Source organism: Mesorhizobium sp. P2_F7 (assembly GCF_056403695.1).
Genome location: NZ_JBFUFA010000022.1, coordinates 1 through 18,525 on the forward strand (window position 1 = coordinate 1; position 18,525 = coordinate 18,525).

General features: G+C 62.8%; 22 protein-coding genes and 1 pseudogene. 12 read left to right on the top strand and 11 right to left on the bottom strand.

Annotated elements, in window-relative coordinates:
* The 4 genes and pseudogenes from AC1DZ8_RS32270 to AC1DZ8_RS32285 all read right to left on the bottom strand — a co-directional run.
* Window positions 1-126 (bottom strand): annotated as a pseudogene (locus AC1DZ8_RS32270) (ISAs1 family transposase); the annotation flags it as partial.
* Between the two features lie 142 nt (window positions 127-268).
* A complete protein-coding gene (gene msrA / locus AC1DZ8_RS32275; protein ID WP_477311234.1) occupies window positions 269-994 on the bottom strand; it encodes a peptide-methionine (S)-S-oxide reductase MsrA in 726 nt (241 codons plus the stop codon).
* A gap of 245 nt (window positions 995-1,239) precedes the next feature.
* Complete coding sequence (locus tag AC1DZ8_RS32280) at window positions 1,240-1,524, bottom strand: hypothetical protein (RefSeq protein WP_477311232.1); 285 nt, start codon at window positions 1,522-1,524, stop codon at window positions 1,240-1,242.
* 80 nt (window positions 1,525-1,604) lie between these two features.
* A complete protein-coding gene (locus AC1DZ8_RS32285; RefSeq protein WP_477311230.1) occupies window positions 1,605-2,306 on the bottom strand; it encodes a DUF1223 domain-containing protein in 702 nt (233 codons plus the stop codon).
* A gap of 438 nt (window positions 2,307-2,744) precedes the next feature.
* On the opposite strand from AC1DZ8_RS32285, the gene lepA reads away from it, so the two are divergent.
* The 9 genes from lepA (at window position 2,745) to AC1DZ8_RS32330 (ending at window position 9,844) form a co-directional block, all read left to right on the top strand.
* A complete protein-coding gene (lepA, locus tag AC1DZ8_RS32290) occupies window positions 2,745-4,550 on the top strand; it encodes a translation elongation factor 4 (RefSeq protein WP_477310849.1) in 1,806 nt (601 codons plus the stop codon).
* 239 nt (window positions 4,551-4,789) lie between these two features.
* Window positions 4,790-4,969: a hypothetical protein gene (locus AC1DZ8_RS32295; RefSeq protein ID WP_477310851.1), complete on the top strand. Its 180-nt coding sequence runs from the start codon at window positions 4,790-4,792 to the stop codon at window positions 4,967-4,969.
* Between the two features lie 19 nt (window positions 4,970-4,988).
* Window positions 4,989-5,648, top strand: coding sequence for a Fic family protein (locus AC1DZ8_RS32300; protein ID WP_477310853.1), 660 nt, complete (start codon window positions 4,989-4,991; stop codon window positions 5,646-5,648).
* Between the two features lie 138 nt (window positions 5,649-5,786).
* Window positions 5,787-6,299 carry a hypothetical protein gene (locus tag AC1DZ8_RS32305; protein ID WP_477310855.1) on the top strand — a complete coding sequence of 171 codons (513 nt, stop codon included), beginning with the start codon at window positions 5,787-5,789 and terminating at the stop codon, window positions 6,297-6,299.
* 43 nt (window positions 6,300-6,342) lie between these two features.
* The gene (locus tag AC1DZ8_RS32310; protein ID WP_477310857.1) at window positions 6,343-7,041 is read left to right on the top strand and encodes a hypothetical protein; all 699 of its coding nucleotides are present in this window, start codon (window positions 6,343-6,345) and stop codon (window positions 7,039-7,041) included.
* Between the two features lie 40 nt (window positions 7,042-7,081).
* Window positions 7,082-7,591: a hypothetical protein gene (locus AC1DZ8_RS32315; protein ID WP_477310859.1), complete on the top strand. Its 510-nt coding sequence runs from the start codon at window positions 7,082-7,084 to the stop codon at window positions 7,589-7,591.
* A 220-nt stretch (window positions 7,592-7,811) separates the two neighbouring features.
* Window positions 7,812-8,159 carry a hypothetical protein gene (locus tag AC1DZ8_RS32320; protein ID WP_477310861.1) on the top strand — a complete coding sequence of 116 codons (348 nt, stop codon included), beginning with the start codon at window positions 7,812-7,814 and terminating at the stop codon, window positions 8,157-8,159.
* 274 nt (window positions 8,160-8,433) lie between these two features.
* Window positions 8,434-9,063: a CDGSH iron-sulfur domain-containing protein gene (locus AC1DZ8_RS32325; RefSeq protein ID WP_477310863.1), complete on the top strand. Its 630-nt coding sequence runs from the start codon at window positions 8,434-8,436 to the stop codon at window positions 9,061-9,063.
* A gap of 409 nt (window positions 9,064-9,472) precedes the next feature.
* Entirely contained in the window at window positions 9,473-9,844 is a 372-nt protein-coding gene (locus AC1DZ8_RS32330) for a hypothetical protein (RefSeq protein WP_477310865.1), read from the top strand.
* Window positions 9,845-10,086: 242 nt separating this feature from the next.
* Here AC1DZ8_RS32330 and AC1DZ8_RS32335 read toward each other — a convergent pair whose 3' ends face one another.
* On the bottom strand, window positions 10,087-10,407 hold the full coding sequence (locus tag AC1DZ8_RS32335) for a hypothetical protein (RefSeq protein ID WP_477310867.1): 321 nt from the start codon (window positions 10,405-10,407) through the stop codon (window positions 10,087-10,089).
* 167 nt (window positions 10,408-10,574) lie between these two features.
* Between AC1DZ8_RS32335 and mbfA the strand changes: the two genes are divergently transcribed.
* Window positions 10,575-11,558, top strand: coding sequence for an iron exporter MbfA (mbfA, locus tag AC1DZ8_RS32340; protein WP_477310869.1), 984 nt, complete (start codon window positions 10,575-10,577; stop codon window positions 11,556-11,558).
* Window positions 11,559-11,717: 159 nt separating this feature from the next.
* Here mbfA and AC1DZ8_RS32345 read toward each other — a convergent pair whose 3' ends face one another.
* The 3 genes from AC1DZ8_RS32345 to AC1DZ8_RS32355 all read right to left on the bottom strand — a co-directional run bounded on the left by AC1DZ8_RS32345 (window position 11,718) and on the right by AC1DZ8_RS32355 (window position 12,705).
* Complete coding sequence (locus AC1DZ8_RS32345; protein WP_477310871.1) at window positions 11,718-12,062, bottom strand: antibiotic biosynthesis monooxygenase family protein; 345 nt, start codon at window positions 12,060-12,062, stop codon at window positions 11,718-11,720.
* Entirely contained in the window at window positions 12,059-12,415 is a 357-nt protein-coding gene (locus AC1DZ8_RS32350; protein ID WP_455860291.1) for an NIPSNAP family protein, read from the bottom strand. The genes AC1DZ8_RS32345 and AC1DZ8_RS32350 overlap by 4 nt, the downstream gene beginning before the upstream one ends.
* 86 nt (window positions 12,416-12,501) lie before the next feature.
* Window positions 12,502-12,705 carry a DUF1127 domain-containing protein gene (locus AC1DZ8_RS32355; RefSeq protein WP_477310874.1) on the bottom strand — a complete coding sequence of 68 codons (204 nt, stop codon included), beginning with the start codon at window positions 12,703-12,705 and terminating at the stop codon, window positions 12,502-12,504.
* Between the two features lie 69 nt (window positions 12,706-12,774).
* Here AC1DZ8_RS32355 and AC1DZ8_RS32360 point away from each other — a divergent pair, with 69 nt between their 5' ends.
* A complete protein-coding gene (locus tag AC1DZ8_RS32360) occupies window positions 12,775-13,449 on the top strand; it encodes an ArsR/SmtB family transcription factor (protein ID WP_477310876.1) in 675 nt (224 codons plus the stop codon).
* A gap of 351 nt (window positions 13,450-13,800) precedes the next feature.
* On the opposite strand, the gene ligD is transcribed toward AC1DZ8_RS32360, so the two are convergent.
* Window positions 13,801-16,314 carry a DNA ligase D gene (gene ligD, locus AC1DZ8_RS32365; RefSeq protein WP_477402335.1) on the bottom strand — a complete coding sequence of 838 codons (2,514 nt, stop codon included), beginning with the start codon at window positions 16,312-16,314 and terminating at the stop codon, window positions 13,801-13,803.
* A gap of 5 nt (window positions 16,315-16,319) precedes the next feature.
* Complete coding sequence (ku, locus tag AC1DZ8_RS32370; protein WP_477310559.1) at window positions 16,320-17,186, bottom strand: non-homologous end joining protein Ku; 867 nt, start codon at window positions 17,184-17,186, stop codon at window positions 16,320-16,322.
* Window positions 17,187-17,539: 353 nt separating this feature from the next.
* Between ku and AC1DZ8_RS32375 the strand changes: the two genes are divergently transcribed.
* The gene (locus AC1DZ8_RS32375; RefSeq protein ID WP_477310557.1) at window positions 17,540-17,680 is read left to right on the top strand and encodes a hypothetical protein; all 141 of its coding nucleotides are present in this window, start codon (window positions 17,540-17,542) and stop codon (window positions 17,678-17,680) included.
* Between the two features lie 579 nt (window positions 17,681-18,259).
* Here AC1DZ8_RS32375 and AC1DZ8_RS32380 read toward each other — a convergent pair.
* Entirely contained in the window at window positions 18,260-18,502 is a 243-nt protein-coding gene (locus AC1DZ8_RS32380) for a hypothetical protein (RefSeq protein ID WP_477310555.1), read from the bottom strand.
* Window positions 18,503-18,525: the final 23 nt, after the last annotated feature.

The following is an 18,525-nucleotide window of genomic DNA, read 5'->3' on the forward strand; positions in this document are numbered from 1 at the left end:
CTTGCGCTCTTGCGCGAACAGCGAAAACTCCGTCGCGTTGGTTGCGCCACACAGGCTTGCCGCGATCATCATCACGATCAGATCGCCTAGCCGGTGCGTGGCGTTGGCCGCACGCGGATCTGGCACCGCCCCGAAATAGCTCTCAAGGCTGGAAATGGCAGTCGCTCCTTCGCTAAGACTGCCTTCCCAAAGAATCTCTTCTCAAGCCAACTTCAAGCCCAAAATCGCCATATGCGATTCCCCTGCCCTCGAGGGGGAGATTAGGCGCTCAGCTCTTCCCCGCCAACACCAGCACCGGCTTGTCGCTGTACAGCGCCGGGAACAGCGACTTCAAATTCGCCACCTTGGGCAGGTCGTTGTAGACGATGTAGGGGTAGGTCGGGTTCAGCGTCAGGAAGTCCTGGTGGTATTCCTCGGCCGGATAGAAGGTTTTGCCGGTCTCCAGCGTGGTGACGATGGGTTTTGGAAACACCTTCGCCTGGTCGAGCTGGGCGATGTAGCTCTGGGCGATTTTCTGCTGCTCGCCATTCTCGGCAAAGATCGTCGAGCGGTACTGGGTGCCCGAGTCCGGCCCCTGGTAGTTCAGCTGCGTCGGGTTGTGGGCGACCGAGAAATAGACCTGCAGCAGCTGGCCATAGGTGACCTTGGACGGATCGTAGGTGATCTCGACCGATTCGGCATGGCCGGTGCGGCCGCTGCCCACCGTTTCGTAGACGGCGTCACCCTTGGCGCCGCCGGTGTAGCCAGAGACGGCCCTGGTCACGCCCTTGACGTGCTGGAACACGCCCTGCACGCCCCAGAAGCAGCCGCCGGCGAAGATCGCCTTCTCGCTGCCGCTGGCGGCCTTTTCGTCCATCGCCGGCGGCGGGATCACCACCGCGTCCTCGGCCGAGCGCGCCGGGCTCTGCCAGAAGGCAGCCGCCGCCGCGGCGACGATGAGCGCCGCAAGCGCGCTCTTGAAGATCGGCGTTCTCGTCTTTGCAATGCCGGTCATGTCTGATCTCCTATTGCTCTCTAACATTATACGACGAAAGCCGCCGCAAGGTTCTCAATTTGCTGTGCGCCGGCGCCTTCCCCCTCTCCGTCTCGGCTTCGCCGAGCCACCTCTCCCCCACTTTGTGGGGGCGAGGAACCCAAGCTTTCGCGGGATCGCGACCTTTGCGGTTGGCGTTTCCTCGCCCCCATGAAATGGGGGAGAGGTGGCCGCGCAGCGGTCGGAGAGGGGGCTGCGCGACGATTCTAGTTAGCAGGCGCCATTGCGTCCGCCGGCTTCATCGCATCCGTCGCGGGCTTCATGGCATCGGTGGCCGGCTTCATGGCGTCGGTGGCGGGCTTCATCGCATTCGTCGCCATCGGGTCGACGGGCTTCATGGCATCGGTCGCCGGCTTCATGGCGTCCGTTGCCGGCTTCATCGCCGCGGTGGCCATCGGATCCGCCGGCTTCATGGCGTCTTCGGCGCGGGCGCCGGCGGCGAAGGCGGTCATCGAAAGCGCAAAGGCGAGCGCCGTCAGGGTCTTGGTCATAGTATTTCCTCTCTGATGAGGGCGCGCGGATGCGAGCCCGGTTGTGCCGCGCTTGCGGCGTTGGGTGGAAAAAAGAAAAATCAGTTGGCGGCCGCGGCCAGGATCGGCCCGCCGCCCGGGGTCTGCACCAGCACCGCGGTGCTCAAGCCGCCGGAAGCCGCCGGCAACGGCAAGGTGGTGGCATCGCCGCTCCAGCTGCCGAGTTTCTCCAGCGAGTGCACGACATTGGCATGCGGCAGCGTGCGGCCGGTGTTTTCGCCACGCGCCACCGGCACCTCGATGACGCCCTTGTTGTAACGAACCAGCCAGACATCGGCCTTGCCGCCGGGTGCGGAACCCGCGCCGATGCTGATCTTGCCGCCGTCGAGCGACAGCGACGGTCCCCTAGCGTGGCCGCTCGAGGAAATCAGCTGCTCGATCTCGCCGGGTGCAGCACCCACCGCATCGGCGCCGCCATTGACCACGACCTGCGGCGTGAACGGGCCGGAGCGGCCGAGCGACGGCTCATAGCGCACCTGGCGCTGCGTGAACTCCTCGCGGCCGAACGTGTCCTTCCAGCCGAGATAATCCCAGTAGGTAACATTGAACGACAGCGCCAGCACGCCCGGCTGGTCCTTGACCTTGATCAGATTGGCATTGGCCGGCGGGCAGGACGAGCAGCCCTGGCTGGTGAAGAGCTCGACCACGGTGAGCGGCTGGGCGAAGGCGGTGCCGCCAAGCATCATCAGCGCCGCGCCTGCGGCAGCCAGCATGCCGGCGCGTTTTGGGTTAAGTCCAGTCATCGGGGGTCTCCGTTGCGGCGGCCGTTGCCGGCCATACCCCCACTTCGCCGCGTCCTGAGGCTTCGTTACAGCGCTCACTGGTTTGTGATTGGGCGCGGCCCTAAATGCAGCGCTGGCGGGACAGCACCCCCCTCTGCCCTGCCGGGCATCTCCCCCTCAAGGGGGGAGATTGGCAGTTTCCTCGACGGCGCTTTTCCTTCGACATAGAAAATTGGCGAAAACGACTGTGCGATTGATCTCCCCCCTTGAGGGGGAGATGGCCGGCAGGCCAGAGGGGGGTGTGCAGGATCGCGGCGCTTGCACCATGCCGCGCAGCCCTTCGCTATCGCTTCGGGCGTTCGTTGTTCGGAAAGCCAAGCAATTGGCTTTCCGTCCGCTTCGCGGACCACGCCTCACCCCCGCTTGCCCCTCAACCCTGCCCCTGCTAAAGCGCGCGCTATGAGCACGCCTCTCGACCACATCCGCAATTTCTCCATCGTCGCCCATATCGACCATGGCAAATCCACGCTTGCCGACCGGCTGATCCAGTCCACCGGCGGGCTGGAGCTGCGCGACATGAAGGAGCAGGTGCTGGACTCTATGGACATCGAGCGCGAGCGCGGCATCACCATCAAGGCGCAGACGGTGCGGCTGAAATACCGCGCCAACAATGGCGAGGACTATATCCTCAACCTCATCGACACGCCCGGCCATGTCGACTTCGCCTATGAAGTGTCGCGCTCGCTCGCCGCCTGCGAAGGCTCGCTGCTGGTCGTCGACGCTAGCCAAGGCGTCGAGGCGCAGACGCTGGCCAATGTCTACCAGGCCATCGACAACAACCACGAGATCGTCGTGGTGCTGAACAAGGTCGACCTGCCGGCCGCCGAGCCCGAGCGCATCCGCGAGCAGGTCGAGGAGGTCATCGGCATCGACGCTTCCAACGCCGTGCTGATCTCGGCCAAGACCGGCCTCGGCATTCCCGATGTGCTGGAAGCCATCGTTCACCAATTGCCGCCGCCGCGCGAAGGCGACGCCACTGCTCCGCTGAAGGCCATGCTGGTCGACAGCTGGTACGACGCCTATCTCGGCGTCATCGTGCTGGTGCGCATCATCGACGGCGTGCTGAGAAAGGGCCAGACCATCCGCATGATGGGCACCGGCGCCAAATATCTGGTCGAGCGCACCGGCGTGTTCACGCCCGCCCGCATCAATGTCGACGAGCTCGGCCCCGGCGAGTTCGGCTTCTTCACCGGCTCGATCAAGGAAGTGGCCGACACACGCGTCGGCGACACCATCACCGAGGACAAGCGCGCCACCGCGCATGCGCTGCCCGGCTTCAAGCCGGCACAGCCGGTGGTGTTCTGCGGCCTGTTTCCGGTCGACGCCGCCGATTTCGAGGATCTGCGCGCCGCCGTCGGCAAATTGCGCCTCAACGACGCCAGCTTCTCCTATGAAATGGAAACCAGTGCGGCGCTGGGCTTCGGCTATCGCTGCGGCTTCCTTGGCCTCTTGCATCTCGAAATCATCCAGGAGCGGCTGGAGCGTGAGTTCAATCTCGATCTGATCGCCACGGCTCCATCAGTCGTTTACCGGCTACTGCTCACCGACGGCTCGATGAAGGAGCTGCACAACCCCGCTGATATGCCCGACGTGGTGAAGATCTCGGCCATCGAGGAGCCGTGGATCCGCGCCACCATTTTGACCCCCGACGACTATCTCGGCGGCATCCTGAAACTCTGCCAGGACCGGCGCGGCATCCAGGCCGACCTGTCCTATGTCGGCAAGCGCGCCATGCTGACCTACGACCTGCCGCTCAACGAAGTCGTGTTCGATTTCTACGATCGCCTGAAATCGATCTCCAAGGGCTACGCGTCCTTCGACTATCATCTGACCGACTACAAGGAAGGCGACCTGGTAAAAATGTCGATCCTGGTCAATGAGGAGCCGGTCGACGCGCTGTCCATGCTGGTCCACCGCACGGCGGCGGAAAAGCGCGGCCGCCAGATGTGCGAGAAGCTGAAAGAGCTGATCCCGCACCACCTCTTCAAGATCCCGATCCAGGCCGCGATCGGCGGCAAGGTCATCGCCCGCGAAACCATCTCGGCCCTGCGCAAGGACGTCACCGCCAAGTGCTACGGCGGCGACGTCTCGCGCAAGCGCAAGCTGCTGGACAAGCAGAAAGAAGGCAAGAAGCGGATGCGGCAGTTCGGCAAGGTGGATATTCCGCAGGAGGCGTTTATCCAGGCCTTGAAGATGGGGGATTGAGGGGTCCGTTTGTTCCTGATATGTTCTGAGCAGGAAGAACCTCGGCGCCCGTAAAATCTCCAACCTTGCCTTTATAGCCAATCCTTTGCTCGTAGCTGAGTTGGTAGGTTTAGGTGTTGGCTGTGTGCGATGCGCGATGGGCCTTCATAACAAATTCATTGGCAAATTCGGCGGGTATCGCGCATGCTCGCCAGAGTGATTTGCGTTTGCCAGTTAGGCGATAAGCGCAGGAGGTATCAATGACTGAAGCACTGAAAAAACTGATCGAAGCTACCAAGACGCTCGATCAGACAAAAAACGATAAGGAACAGCAACGCCGAAGCTTTGCTTATGGTAATACCAAGTTCGAGAACGATAGAATAACTCGTGAGATGATCGATAAGCAGGCGGAACTTTTGAGCAAGGGCGCTAAGGGTTAATTGCCGACTGAAGGTCATTATGGTGGTCGATTCCACACAACGCCACAGCAGAGCATTTGAAGCTGAGCTGATATCGGACCCGGAGCTTAAGGCGGAGGCTGAGGCCAGGAATGGTCTGAGGCAGTATGACTATGGCATCCAGACGGTTTATCAGGCGCTTGACCGCGGCAGCTTCAAGCTCCGACCATCTCTGATACTCGCCTTGCAGCGAGAAGCGTTGGCTGGAATTAGCGCATATGCGGGTAATTTTCGGCCGGCAGGCGTGGAAATAGTTGGCAGCAAACACAAGCCGGCTGAAGCTCACCTTGTTCCGGAACTGATTGAAGAGCTTTGCGACTACGTCAACGAGAATTGGGACAAGGCAACGGCTATCCACCTTGCCGCATACATAATGTGGCGGCTTAATTGGGTGCATCCTTTCGCTGACGGAAACGGTCGGACGTCCCGTATATTGTCCTACGTAGTTTTGTGCATAAAGGCAGAGAGTGTATTTCCTGGAACACCAACTATTCCGGAACAAATAGTAGAGAACAGAAATCCGTACTTCGATGCTTTGGATGCGGCAGACGCTGCCTCCAAAGAGGGGCGTATCGATCTTTCTCAGATGGAAGAATTGCTGTCTGGAATGTTGGCTCGGCAGCTGACAAACGCTTATGAAAAGGCAGGTGGCCGAGCTTAAAGCTCGCTGGCGGCTGCCCTCATCCTTCGCTTTCGATTAACTCTCTAGCCAATCGAGATTCGCAGCGCCACCTCCGGGAAGCTCTTTGGAGGACGGAACGCCTGGAGTATCCTCCCTCCCGGCTTGAGGAGATATGGCATGCGCTCCACTCTCGACACCGTCGCCGCGATCGGCCTCGCCATCGGTGGCGCCTTTGGCCTGGCCGGCACTTTCGTCGCCAGCGCTCCACTCCGCGAAACGCTCTGGATGATCGACGGGGTGGCGCTCGTGGTGGCCGCAGCACTTCTGACCATGAAATACCAGCGGCTGGGCAACGAGTGCGTCGCGGCCGGGTTTCTCACCTTCCTTGCCGGCGAGAGCCTGCTGTTAGCCGGCAATGCGGCGGGGCTGGAGGCCAGCGTGCCCTCCTATGTCGGCGGCATTTCGCTGTGGGCGGCAGCGCTGGTCCTGATCAGTGCGCCGAAGACTTTTGCCCTGTGGATGCGGCTCACAGGCCTCATCGCCGCCATCCTGTTTGTCGCGACGGTGGCCATGGTGCTGTGGGGCGCGCCCTTGCTGCCGACCTCGGCGCCGCTGCCCGCCGCCGGCTATCCGTTCCTGGTGCTGACCTTTGCCGGCTGGATCTGGACACTTGTGCGGCCCAACCGTTAAGCAGGGGTGCGCCAAGCAGAGGTGACGGGCGGAGAATTTCGATTTGCGCAAATATGTCTTGCCGTTCCTCAGCTTCTGCCTCGACTACGCCTGGGTGAATGCGGCGGCCGTCGTGGCCGACCGGCTGTTTCCCGGTGTCGGCGAGGCCGTTCGCGGCCAGCCGACGACATGGGCGGCGCGGCAGCTCGTTACGGTGATCCTGGTCGCTCTTGTGCGGTTGGCCAACGCCTCGGTGGGCGAATGGCTGCTCTCCTACCCGCTCAACGAGCAGCCGGAGGGCCAACGCCAATGGGCCAATCTGCTGCTCGGCACGCTCGGCGTGCTCTCCGGCATCTGGTATATGCTGCGCCTGGCCGAAGGCGATGACGGCACGCCGTTCCTGTTCATGGTCGAGCAGACGCCGCTGAAGAATGCGGCGGTCGCGCTCTACGGTGCCGTTTACGGCTGGTGTGGCGCCATGCTGCTGCGGTTCGCGCCGAGGGCGAAGTTCTACAACGCCCTGTTGCTCATCTCGGTCCTGCTCCTGAGCGCGATAAACTGGATGTTCTCCCATGACGCGCTCGTCGCCTCGATGGTGGCGCGCGCCGCCGGGGACGGCCGCACCTATCCGATCGAAAGGGCGGAACACTATGCCGGCGTCGGGATCTACTACGCCATCGGGCTGATCGCGGTGATGCTGGCGATCCTGTACTTCTGCCGCGAGCGACCGGCTGGCCAAGGCGCGCCTGCCAGCCCGGCATAGACCTCTCGACTCCCGCGGCGTTCAGTTTCAATCTTGTCCGATGTCTTCGCCGCTCGAACTCCGCAACAGCGCCACGGGAAAGATCTTCCCGGCAATCGGGCCGTTGCTGATCGGGGCGATGTTCGGTTTCGGCGCGCTCAGCGGACTGGCGGCGGGTGCGTACAGCGGGCATGTGCTGATCATCGCGCTGGTGGCGATCGGCTGCCTTGGGCTCGGCTATGTCATCGCGCGCGGGGCCTTCGACAGTTCGGTCAAGGTCACCCTGGACAGCCACGGCTTCCGCGATGCTCGCGCCGGCGATGTCCTGGTGCCATGGGCGATGGTGAAGAGCGTGCATCTGACCTCCGGCAAGGGCGCGGCAATGCTCAATTTCGAGCTCACTGGGGAGCCACCCGACGAAATCAAATATGCGCCCGCCAATGCGCTCAACCTGATGCTGCCCTTCGGCAAGAACACCGTGCACATGGAGGTGTCGTCGCTGGATGTGCGCGGCCAGGACATGGTCGAAGCCGTGAAGTCATTCGCGCCGCATGTGGTGGTGAGGCGCTGATCTCCCCCCTTGAGGGGGAGATGGCCGCGAAGCGGCCAGAGGGGGTCGCATCGCGTGGAGCGCTGACCTTCCTCTGCCGCGCAGGAAGTTGAGTCCGGTCGGACCGACCCCCTCTGTCGCCTTCGGCGACATCTCCCCCTCGAGGGGGGAGATTACCCGCTCTACCGCCGCTTCTCCGCTCATGCTCTAGTTCCGATCTCCGATTCGGGACCCCGCCATCATGCTCCGCCTCACCCTTGCCGCCCTCCTCCTCGCCACGCCGGCGCATGCCGCCGATATGGCGTTCTTCGTCAAGAACCTGCGCAGCCAGTCGGTGGCGGTGGAGCTGTTCAGCCGTGACCGCAAGATGTCGTGGCCGGGCGGCGACCAGGTGTTTCTGATCGAACCCAACTCGCAGAAATCGGTGCCGATCTCGTGCTCTCAGGGCGAAAACATCTGCTATGGCGCCTGGGTGAATGGCAATGACGCGATTTCGGCAGGGGTGGGTCCGGACAATGACCAGCCTTGCGATACCTGTTGTTTCATCTGCGTGGAGAAGACGACGGAAACGATCGATCTGGTGGAGTAGCGCCGGCGCCGAGGCTGCTGATCTCCCCCCTCGTGGGGGAGATGCCTGGCAAGGCAGAGGGGGGCGCTGTCCCGCCGGCTTCTCATCCTGCAGCCCAAGTCATTTCGATTTTAGGCTTTGTTGATCCGACACGCTGGCGATCCTTCGCGCCCCCCTCTGGCCTGCCGGCCATCTCCCCCACGAGGGGGGAGATCAGCTCCCCATCCTCCCGGCGAGCTTGACGCCGTTGCCGCCACCGCCCTAGCCTCTTGTCACCCACCACGAGGAGAGCTCCATGGCAGGCACTGTCGAAGGCGAGAAGATCGACGTTACCTTCAACGGCAAGCGCTGCATCCATTCGCGCAACTGCGTGCTCGGCAACCCGCATGTTTTCGTGCCCAATGCGCCCGGCGAGTGGATCCACCCCGAGGCGGCTGATGTCGAGCAGGTGGTGACGCTGGCTCAGAACTGTCCGTCCGGCGCCATCGGCTATCTGAGGAAGGATGGCGGGCCGCAGGAGAAGCCGCCGGTGGTCAACACGGTGCGGCTGCGCGAGAACGGGCCGCTGACCGTCCATGCCGAGATCGTGCTCGGCGGCGAGACCTTCTTTCGCGCCACGCTCTGCCGCTGCGGCGCCTCTCAGAACAAACCGTTCTGCGACAACAGCCACATCAAGGCCGGCTTCGCAGCCACCGGCGAGCCGCCGCTCAAGGACGCGCCGGCAACGCTGGAGGCGCGCAATGGCCCGCTGACCGTGACACCCACCACCAACGGGCCGTTGAAGGTCGAAGGCAATGCCGAGATCGTCACCGGCACCGGCCACACGATCGACCGCACCACCCGCACCTTCCTGTGCCGCTGCGGCCACTCGGCCAACAAGCCGTTTTGCGATGGATCGCATAAACGGGTTGGGTTTGTGGGGTAGGTGAGGCGCCGAAGCTGCTTATCTCCCCCCTTGAGGGGGAGATGGCTGCGTAGCGGCCAGAGGGGGTCGGTCCGACCGGGCTCGGCCTGATTTCGCAAATGAGGTTGGCGCTCTACGCGAGGCGACCCCCTCTGTCGCCTTTGGCGACATCTCCCCCTCAAGGCAGGGGAATCGCATATGCGGAACAAAGATGGAATCTCGCGACGTTTGTTCTCGACGCGATTCCGATTTGTTCGCCGTTCGATTCCTCGAAAGAGTCCATATGCGATTGCCCTGCCCTCAAGGGGGGAGATTACACTCGCCCGCCAATCATCCCAAATTCAGTCAGCGACCGCGCTTCAATGTCACCCCGCATCATGCGATGCTGGCGCTCTCGGCCGAGGGGGCCGATTCTCATTCGGGGAATGCCATGTCTCTCACCATCACGCGCCGCATCGTCGCAGCACTTTCGCTTGCCGTTCTGCTGACGCCATCGGCCTACGCCGCCGACATCACCTTTGCCGTCAAGAACAGCCATCCCAACGCCATGCGCCTCGAGCTCTACAGCCAGGACCGCGACTATGTCTGGCCGGGCAACGACAAGGATTTCTATCTCGACGATGGCGAGACCAAGCAGATCCCGGTCTCGTGCAATGAAGGCGAGTCGATCTGCTACGGCGCCTGGGTCGACGGCGACGAGGGAACCTATTGGGGCGTCGGCCCCAACAACCAGGAAAAATGCGACGACTGCTGCTACACCTGCGAAGGCGGCGAGACGGAAGAAATTGAGCTGACGCCGTAGGGGCCAAGCTTTCTTCTCCCCGTTCACGGGGAGAAGGTCCCGGCAGGGGGATGAGGGGCAGCGCGGCGCTATTCCAGGATGGGTTCCTCGCCCCCACGAAGTGGGGGAGAGGTGGATCGGCGAAGCCGAGACGGAGAGGGGGCTGCGCCCTACGAAAAGGCCCCCTCTCCGTCCGCTTCGCGGCCACCTCTCCCCCGCCTTTGGCGGGGGCGAGGAACCCAAGTTCTGTTACATCTCGGCCTCTATCCTAGTAACGCCCTTTGCCGCTTCGACCCACCCGCCTTGCGCCACGCGTTGAACCTGTGCGTGGCGGCGGCGAAGGAGATCTTCATCTGCTGGGCGACGGAATAGCGCGACTTGCCTTCGTCGAACAGGCGGTAGCAGCACTCGACGCCCTCCTCGGTCAGCTTGCCGTCGGGGGCCTTGTTGTGCGGATTGGCGGGGTCGAATTTTTCGACCTGCTGTTCGACCAGGCCTTTCAGCCGCTGCAGGTCGGCCTCGATGCTGGCGATGAGATCGAGGACGGGTTTGGGGTCGAATTGGTCGTGCGGCTTTGCCGTCATCTCCAGGGGTGTCCTTTCGCCTTGCGTGTTGCCACCTATATAGGCGAACATTCGCTGATAATGAAGGGCTCGCACAAGCGCTGCGCTTCAACATTTCTTGACCGGCGATTGACCGGAGGGGTGCCAACGCCTAGTTTAGAACTATTCTAAACTAGGGTGAATTTTTCATGCTTTCCCGTGTCTTCGGTTTCGGCCGCCGTCCCTTCGAAACGCTGTCGGAACAGGAGATCCTGGCACTGGCAATTTCGTCCGAAGAGGATGACGGGCGCATCTACCGTGCCTATGCCGACGGGCTGGCCGAAAACTTTCCGCAATCGGCGAAAGTGTTCGAGGCGATGGCGGAGGAGGAAGACGGCCATCGCGACGCGCTGATCGACCTTTACCGCAAGCGTTTCGGCGAGCGCATCACGCTGATCCGGCGCGAGCATGTGAAGGGCTATTACGAGCGCAAGCCTGACTGGCTGGTGCGGCCGCTCGGCATCGAGCATGTGCGCAGCCAGGCCGAAGAGATGGAGCGGCGCGCCTATCTGTTTTATGTCGAGGCGGCCAAGCATACCAGCGACGCCTCGACCCGAAAACTGCTCGACGCGCTGGCGGCGGCCGAGCAGAACCATGAGAAGTCGGCGCAGCAGCTCGAGCAGCAGCACGTGCCGGGCGCCGTCAAGGACGAAGAGGCAAGCGCCGAGCAACGCCAGTTCATCCTGACCTATGTGCAGCCGGGGCTGGCCGGGCTGATGGACGGCTCGGTGTCGACGCTGGCGCCGATCTTTGCCGCCGCCTTCGCCACGCATGACACCTGGCAGACGCTGCTGGTCGGCCTTGCCGCTTCGATCGGCGCCGGCATTTCGATGGGCTTCACCGAAGTCGCCTCCGACGACGGCAAGCTGTCGGGCCGCGGCTCGCCGATCAAGCGGGGGCTGACCGTCGGCATCATGACGACGCTGGGTGGCCTCGGCCACGCGCTGCCCTATCTCATCCCGCATTTCTGGACGGCGACGGCCGTGGCGGCGGTGGTGGTGTTCTTCGAACTGTGGACAATCGCCTTCGTCCAGAACCGCTACATGCAGACGCCTTTCCTGCGGGCGGCGTTTCAGGTGGTGCTTGGCGGGGCGCTGGTGTTTGCGGCCGGGGTGCTGATCGGGAATGCTTAGCGCCAAGCGCCCCCTCACCCAGCCTCCGCTTCGCTCGGCTGACCTCTCCCCGAGGGGAGAGGAGATTTTCGCCGCCGGCGCCAGCCTCTTCTCCCCAGCGGGGAGAAGGTGGCCGCGTAGCGGCCGGATGAGGGGGCCTGGCGCGACGCCGATACCTACTCACCCATTCACCGCCCGGCTATCCCCAGGCGCCTCGTCCCTCTCCGTCAGCCCATAATCGCGCACCACATGCGCGATCCGCAGACGATAGCCGGCAAAGATTCCGCCACGGCCGGCCTTTTGCGCCTGCCGATGCTCTTCCGTGTTGCGCCAGGCTTTCACCGCTTCCTCGTCGCGCCAGAACGACAGCGACAGGACGCGACTCGGGTCGACCAGGCTCTGAAAGCGCTCGATCGAGATGAAGCCGTCTATGTCGTCGAGCAGCGGCCGCAGTTCCGCGGCGATGCCGAGATAGGCATCGCGCTTTCCCTCAGCCGGCTGCACCTCGAAGATGACTGCGATCATGCTTCCTCCTTGACCGCGGTCTGGAACAGCTGGCGCGGTCCATGCGGTCCGGACACCAGCTTCAGGAAGATGCGGTCTTCTTTCAAGATGAACTTTTCCCGCCGCGCGAATTCGTAATTGGCCTTGCCCGCCGGGTCGGCGGCAAGCCGGGCGCGGTAGGCTTCGTAGGCGGCCAGGCTGTCGATGTTGTAGGCGGCGTAAGCGGTGGTGGCCGAGCCCTCATGCGGCGCATAGTAGCCGATCAGGTCGGCGCCGCAGCGCGGGATGGCCTGGCCCCAGGCCTTGGCATATTGCTCGAAGGCCGCCTTGCCAAACGGGTCGATCTCATAGCGGATGAAACAGGTGATGGTCATCGTGATCTCCTTGGGTTTTCTGCGTCGATGGTTCGAGCGGCGTCGAAACGTTGTGCCGCCGGGTCTGCTAAGCAAAATGCCGGCGGTCAGGCCTGCCAGAAGGATTTCGCGCATTCGCGGCGCACATCCCTACGGGTCAGGCCGAGGTCGCGCAGCAAATGGTCGTCGATCTCGGCGGGGTCAAGCCGCTGCAGGTGGCGGTCGTACCAGCGGGCGAACAGCCGCCGGTGCAGCCAGGTGACGAACGGGAACGATTGGCGGCTGGCGGGTAGGGCGGAAGCGGTTGGCATCGGCGTTCTCCTTGATCTCGCTCGACATTAGTGATTATCTCGCAAGAATGCTTCGATGGAGACCGAACTATGCGTGAAGGACCCGACATTGCCCGCATCGCCAGCCTGGTCGGCGATCCGGCGCGGGCAAACATGCTGAATGCGCTGATGGGCGGCACGGCTTTGACGGCGAGCGAACTGGCGCTGGAGGCCGGCGTGTCACTGCCAACGGCGTCCTCGCATCTGTCCAAACTGATGGAGGGCGGACTGCTGACCTTGGCCAGCCAGGGCCGGCATCGCTACTACGGCCTCGCCGGGCCACAGGTGGCCGGCATGATCGAGGCCATCACCGGCGTGGCTGAAGCGGTCGGCCCCAAGCGCGTGCGGCCGGGCCCGCGCGACGGCGCGATGCGCGTCGCCCGCGTCTGCTACGACCATCTTGCCGGCGAACAGGCGGTGGCGATGCTCGATCGCCTCGTGGCGCGCGACATTCTCTTGCGCAACGACAACGAGATCAGGCTCGGGCCGTCGGCTGCCTCACACTTTTCGGCCATCGGCATCGACGTCGACGCCAAGCCGCGCCGGCCGGTCTGCCGCGCCTGCCTCGACTGGAGCGTCCGCCGCTCGCACCTCGCGGGAACGCTGGGCGCGGCGATCCTCGACAAGATTCTGGCGGAGAAATGGGCCCGGCGCGAGAAGGATAGTCGGGCGGTGGTATTTTCACCGCCGGGCAAGCAGGCGTTCGAGCGGGTGTTTTTGGGGTAGTTTGCCGGGCGCTGATTTCGCGATGCTGGCGGGACAGCACCCCCCTCTGGCCTGCCGGCCATCTCCCCCTCAAGGGGGGAGATTAGCAGCTTTGTGGTATCGCCCCGTCTTGCGGCGTCAATGATTGGCGAAGGCCGGGGTGACATCCAATCTCCCCCCTTGAGGGCAGGGGAATCGCATATGCGGAACAAAGATGGAATCTCGCGACGTTTGTTCTCGACGCGATTCCGATTTGTTCGCCGTTCGATTCCTCGAAAGAGTCCATATGCGATTGCCCTGCCCTTGAGGGGGAGATGTCCGGCAGGACAGAGGGGGTGTGAAGGATCGCTCCGTTTGCGAATGTGCAGTGGCTCACCCCCGCTTCAGCAGCTTCGCCTGCTTGAAGAAATCCGCCCACGGATCGGCCTTCTCCAGCTGTTTCAGCGTCGTCTTGTCGCCGATCGGAAATGAATTCGGCGCCAGCCCCGCTTCCACCTCCGCCCAGGTCACAGGGATCGACACCGTCGCGCCCTTCTTGGCGCGCGAGGAGTAGGGCGCGACCGTCGTCGAACCCCTGCCGTTGCGCAAATAGTCGACGAAGATTTTTCCGGTGCGCGCCTTTTTCGACAGCGTCGCGGTATAGCGGTCAGGCGCCCCTTGCTCCAGCGCCTTGGCGAAATCATGCGAGAAGGTTTTGACTTCATCCCAATCCGCCGACGGCTTCAGCGGCACCAGCACGTGATAGCCCTTGCCGCCCGACGGCTTGACGAAGTTGGGTAGCGACAGATCGTCGAGCTTGCCTCGGATGTCGAGCGCTGCCGCGCGCACCGCCTTGACGTCAACGCCCTCATCGGGGTCGAGATCGAAGATGATCTGGTCCGGCTTTTCCAGCGCGTCGATTTTGCAGCCCCAGATGTGGACCTCGACCACGCCGTACTGGACCAGGGCGGCGAGGCCGTCGAAATCGCGGATGAACAGGATTTCCTCGCCATCGGTCGGATCCTTCATCCGGGCGATCTTGTCGCTCATGCCGGCCGAGGCGTGTTTCTGGAAAAAGCGCGGCCCGCCAATGCCGTCCGGCGCCCTGACCAGGCTGAGCGGCCGGTTGACGACGAACTGTTCCATGCGCGGCCAGACCAGCGCGTAGTGCTCGAGCAAGGCTTGCTTGGATATTTTTTCGTCGGGCCACAGCAGTTTTTCGGGATGGGATAGCTTTACGCTGGTGGTCATTGCCCCAGCTTTGGTCCCGGCAACCTTGCCGGCGCTGCTTGCCGCGGGCTTTGCCTTGCTGTCGGCCTTCGATGGCTTTTCCTGCACGACTTCCTCCGCCGGCTTGTCCTCGCGCAGTCCCTGGAACGACGCGTGGCGTATTATACGGTCCGAGGTCCAGCTGCGGAACTCCACTTCGCCGACAAGTTCAGGCTTGACCCAGACCAGGCCTTTGCCGTTCGGCACGGCCGCCGCGAAGGGCGACGATTTTGCCTTCAACGCATCGAGCTTCTTCTTCAGATCGGTGGCGCCCTTGACCGAAAAGCCGGTGCCGACGCGGCCGGCATAATGGAGCTTGCCGCCCTCGAAATAGCCGACCAGCAGCGAGCGCAGGCCGCGGCCGGTCTTTTCCGACGGCAGATAACCGCCGATGACGAATTCCTGGCGCGCCGTGCATTTCGACTTCACCCAGCTCGGGCCGCGGCCGCTGCGGTAGGGCGCGTCGGCGCGCTTGGAGACGATGCCTTCCAGCCCCATGCGACAGGCGTGCTGGAGCATGATCTTGCCGGGCTCGGCGAAATGGTCGCTGAAGCGGACGGCTGCATTTTCGGGCGGCTCGCCGAGCAGCTCCTGCAAGGCCTGCTTGCGCTCGACCAGCGGCTCGCGGCGCAAGTCCTTGCCGTCGAGCCGCATCAGGTCGAACACGTAGTAGGTGAAGCGGCTGGTGCGATTGGCGGAGAGATCCTGCTGCAGCAGCGAGAAGGAAGAAACGCCGCTGTCGGCCAGCACGACGATCTCACCATCGATGGTGGCGTCGCTGCATTTCAGCTGGGCCAGTTCGGCTGATATCTCAGGGCCGAATTTCTCCGTCCAGTCGAGCCCGGTGCGGGTCAGCAGCCGCACCTCGGTGCCGGCGATCTGCGCCTGCATGCGGTAGCCGTCGAATTTGACCTCGTGCAGCCAGTCCTTGCCGGGCGGCGCGTCGCGCTCAAGCGTCGCCAACTGCGGCTCGATGAAATCGAGGCGCTTGCCGGCCTTCGCCTTGGCCTTACTGGAGGCGGCAGGCTTGTTGGAATGCCAGACCTTCGGCTTCTTGCCGTCGGCGGTCTTGCCTTCCGCGACCTGCTCGATCGTGAGGTCGGATTTCACCGATTTCGGTGCGTCCTTCAGAATGTCCTCGCCTGGGCGGGCGGCTGCATCGTCAGACTTGATCAGCAGCCAGTTGTCGCGCTTTTCGCCCGCGCGGGGTTTTAGCCTGACGAGATGCCAGAGGCCGTTCAGCTTCTTTCCCTTCAACTCGAAGGAGATGTGGCCCTTCTTCATCGCCTTGGCGGGGTCGATCTCCGGCGTCCATGTGCCTTCGTCCCAGACGATGACCGTGCCGCCGCCATATTCGCCCTTGGGGATGGTGCCTTCGAAGGAGGCATAGTCGATCGGGTGATCCTCGACATGCACGGCCAGCCGCTTTTCGTGCGGATCGAGGCTCGGGCCACGCGTCACTGCCCAGCTCCACAAGACGCCGTCATGCTCGAGGCGGAAATCGTAATGCAGCCTGGTCGCATCGTGTTTCTGGATGACGAAGATGCCGGCGGATGTCTTGCCGCGCGTGACCTTGCCGGCAGGCTCCGCCGTCTTCTTGAAATCGCGCTTGGACTGATATTGTTCGAGGCTGGCCATGGTGCTCACGCCGATTTGCGTTTGGGCGCGGACGCTTTTGCTTTGGCCTGCTTGGACGCCGGCTTGGCCTTCTTCGCCGGGGCTTTCGCTGCGCCGCCATCCGACAGGCTCTTCTTCAGTGCGTCGAACAGATTGACGACGTTGGACGGCTTGGGCGCGGCCTGCGGCTGCGGAGCCTTCTTGCCGGCCTTCTTGGCGCGGATCAGTTCGAGCAGCGCGTCTTCATACTTGTCCTCAAATTTCGACGGATCGAACTTCGCCTTCTTCTTGTCGATGATGAGCTCGGCGAGATCGGTCATCTCCTGGTCGGTCTTCACCGCCTTGATCTCGCCGAAGACGGTGTCCGGCTGCCGCACCGTGTTGTCGTAGCGCAAAGTGGTCAGCACCATGCCCTTGCCGAGCGGCTCGATGACGACGGGACGTTCCCGCTGATAGAGCACGATGCGCGCCAGCCCGGCCATCTTCTTGCCCGCCATGGCGTCGCGGATGACAGCAAAGGCCTCCTCCGACACCTTGTCGGCCGGCGCGACATAATAGGGCGTGTCGAGATAGATCTGCTGGATCGAGGCTTTGTCGACGAAGCCGTCGAGCGCCATGGTGTGCGACGACTCGATCTGCACCGCGGCGATCTCGTCTTCCTCGATATGGACGAAGTCGCCGTCGTCGAGTTCGTAGCCCTTGATCTCGTTGCCTTCCTCCAGCGGCTTGCCGGTTTCGGCATCGACATAGATGCGCTTGACCGTATTGCCGGTCTTGCGGTTCAGCACCCGGAACGAGACTTTTTCGGTGTGGGTGACGACGTTGGTCAGTTCGACGGCGCAGGTGACCAGCGACAGTTTCAGATAGCCCTTCCAGGCGGGGCGGGGTGCCATGGCGAAACTCCTGCGCGATGCGGTTCAACCGAGAACGGGCAAAGCCCGTTCCGGTTCCGGCTGCCGCCAAAGGGCTTTCCAAGCGCGCGAACGGAAATTTCGCAGGGCTCGCCGAAATTGAAACAGAACCGCGCCCAAGCGACATCCAGACGAAACATATGTGATGCAAAAGTCACATTGACCGGAAAGGGCTCAAAAGGCTCTGAAAGACCCCGAAACGGCCGCATTCCGGCCACGAAGCGACGGGTTTTCGACCGAAGATTAACATCGTGTTCACCGACTATTCACGCCTCGACGCTATGATCCCCGCAATCGGACGGGACATCCGAAAATCGGGACAGGGACTTGGTAAAATGAAATTCTGGAGCCACATCGCCGGCTACGCCGCCGCCATCCGCGAGTTCATCGCGCCGACCTATCGGCCGGAGCGTTATTACATGCGCGGCCCGGGCCCGGCCTGCGCCCGTCGTGGCACCTCGCTCGGCGCGCACTGATCATGACGTTCGAAAGCCGTCACGACAGCAGGATCTGCAGACCGGCCGCAGACCACCGCGCAACCACCTATCGCGCCGAGCGCCCCGCGCTGGCCGCGAGAAGCCGTGCGACAACGCCACGGCTTTGATCCCGCCGCCGGCGGGTTCGGCGTGAGCATAACCCGGTTATATGTGGCTGATCCGCAGCCAATATTGGGAGTCAAAGGCATCGCCTGGAACTTCCTGCACGCGGAGTCCCCGTTTCTGACATTGTTCTACGATCCAAGGCAGCGCATGCCTAATCACACCAGGCGTGTCGGATTCGTGGCTGGTTCCGACCCAGCGGTCGCCCTGATAGTCGTCTTCGGAATTTAGCGCCGGGAGGTACGAGGGCAGAAAAACACAGGTTGGAACCGAATCTCGAAGAAAAGACTCGAGCGTCGTTTCAATTTGCCGTTTGCTCGCATGTGTCCAAATCGACCCCGCCAGGAAGAAGTCGAACTTTGTCGCGAAAACCGACGAGTCGAAATGCGGGTTGAAATCGAATCGAGGTTGCTTCGCCGCCAACAGATGAGGCGAAAACAGATGCTGGAGCCCATACTAGACCCGAGAGTAAGCCGGTTCAATACCGTGATAGCAGCCGGGGTCGAGGAAGCGTATCAGCCAATACGCGGTGCGCAGGCAACCGCAGCCGATGTCGAGAACCCTCGACTCCGGGCAAAGGCCCTCACCCAGCAGCGCGACAAATTGCCTGCGCCCTGCATCCTCAAAAGTCTCGACGGGTACACCTAAGAATCCATGCTGAGCCATCATTTCGGCTGCGCGGATTTGAACCTGTGACATCGTCCATTCCTTGACAGTAAGAA

Excerpts from the sequence above, each read along its gene's own strand:
- msrA (WP_477311234.1), bottom strand. The coding sequence starts at position 994 with ATGACCGGCATTGCAAAGACGAGAACGCCGATCTTCAAGAGCGCGCTT.
- AC1DZ8_RS32280 (WP_477311232.1), bottom strand. The coding sequence starts at position 1,524 with ATGACCAAGACCCTGACGGCGCTCGCCTTTGCGCTTTCGATGACCGCC.
- AC1DZ8_RS32285 (WP_477311230.1), bottom strand. The coding sequence starts at position 2,306 with ATGACTGGACTTAACCCAAAACGCGCCGGCATGCTGGCTGCCGCAGGC.
- lepA (WP_477310849.1), top strand. The coding sequence starts at position 2,745 with ATGAGCACGCCTCTCGACCACATCCGCAATTTCTCCATCGTCGCCCAT.
- AC1DZ8_RS32295 (WP_477310851.1), top strand. The coding sequence starts at position 4,790 with ATGACTGAAGCACTGAAAAAACTGATCGAAGCTACCAAGACGCTCGAT.
- AC1DZ8_RS32300 (WP_477310853.1), top strand. The coding sequence starts at position 4,989 with ATGGTGGTCGATTCCACACAACGCCACAGCAGAGCATTTGAAGCTGAG.
- AC1DZ8_RS32305 (WP_477310855.1), top strand. The coding sequence starts at position 5,787 with ATGCGCTCCACTCTCGACACCGTCGCCGCGATCGGCCTCGCCATCGGT.
- AC1DZ8_RS32315 (WP_477310859.1), top strand. The coding sequence starts at position 7,082 with ATGTCTTCGCCGCTCGAACTCCGCAACAGCGCCACGGGAAAGATCTTC.
- AC1DZ8_RS32320 (WP_477310861.1), top strand. The coding sequence starts at position 7,812 with ATGCTCCGCCTCACCCTTGCCGCCCTCCTCCTCGCCACGCCGGCGCAT.
- AC1DZ8_RS32325 (WP_477310863.1), top strand. The coding sequence starts at position 8,434 with ATGGCAGGCACTGTCGAAGGCGAGAAGATCGACGTTACCTTCAACGGC.
- AC1DZ8_RS32330 (WP_477310865.1), top strand. The coding sequence starts at position 9,473 with ATGTCTCTCACCATCACGCGCCGCATCGTCGCAGCACTTTCGCTTGCC.
- AC1DZ8_RS32335 (WP_477310867.1), bottom strand. The coding sequence starts at position 10,407 with ATGACGGCAAAGCCGCACGACCAATTCGACCCCAAACCCGTCCTCGAT.
- mbfA (WP_477310869.1), top strand. The coding sequence starts at position 10,575 with ATGCTTTCCCGTGTCTTCGGTTTCGGCCGCCGTCCCTTCGAAACGCTG.
- AC1DZ8_RS32345 (WP_477310871.1), bottom strand. The coding sequence starts at position 12,062 with ATGATCGCAGTCATCTTCGAGGTGCAGCCGGCTGAGGGAAAGCGCGAT.
- AC1DZ8_RS32350 (WP_455860291.1), bottom strand. The coding sequence starts at position 12,415 with ATGACCATCACCTGTTTCATCCGCTATGAGATCGACCCGTTTGGCAAG.
- AC1DZ8_RS32355 (WP_477310874.1), bottom strand. The coding sequence starts at position 12,705 with ATGCCAACCGCTTCCGCCCTACCCGCCAGCCGCCAATCGTTCCCGTTC.
- AC1DZ8_RS32360 (WP_477310876.1), top strand. The coding sequence starts at position 12,775 with ATGCGTGAAGGACCCGACATTGCCCGCATCGCCAGCCTGGTCGGCGAT.
- ligD (WP_477402335.1), bottom strand. The coding sequence starts at position 16,314 with ATGGCCAGCCTCGAACAATATCAGTCCAAGCGCGATTTCAAGAAGACG.
- ku (WP_477310559.1), bottom strand. The coding sequence starts at position 17,186 with ATGGCACCCCGCCCCGCCTGGAAGGGCTATCTGAAACTGTCGCTGGTC.
- AC1DZ8_RS32375 (WP_477310557.1), top strand. The coding sequence starts at position 17,540 with ATGAAATTCTGGAGCCACATCGCCGGCTACGCCGCCGCCATCCGCGAG.
- AC1DZ8_RS32380 (WP_477310555.1), bottom strand. The coding sequence starts at position 18,502 with ATGTCACAGGTTCAAATCCGCGCAGCCGAAATGATGGCTCAGCATGGA.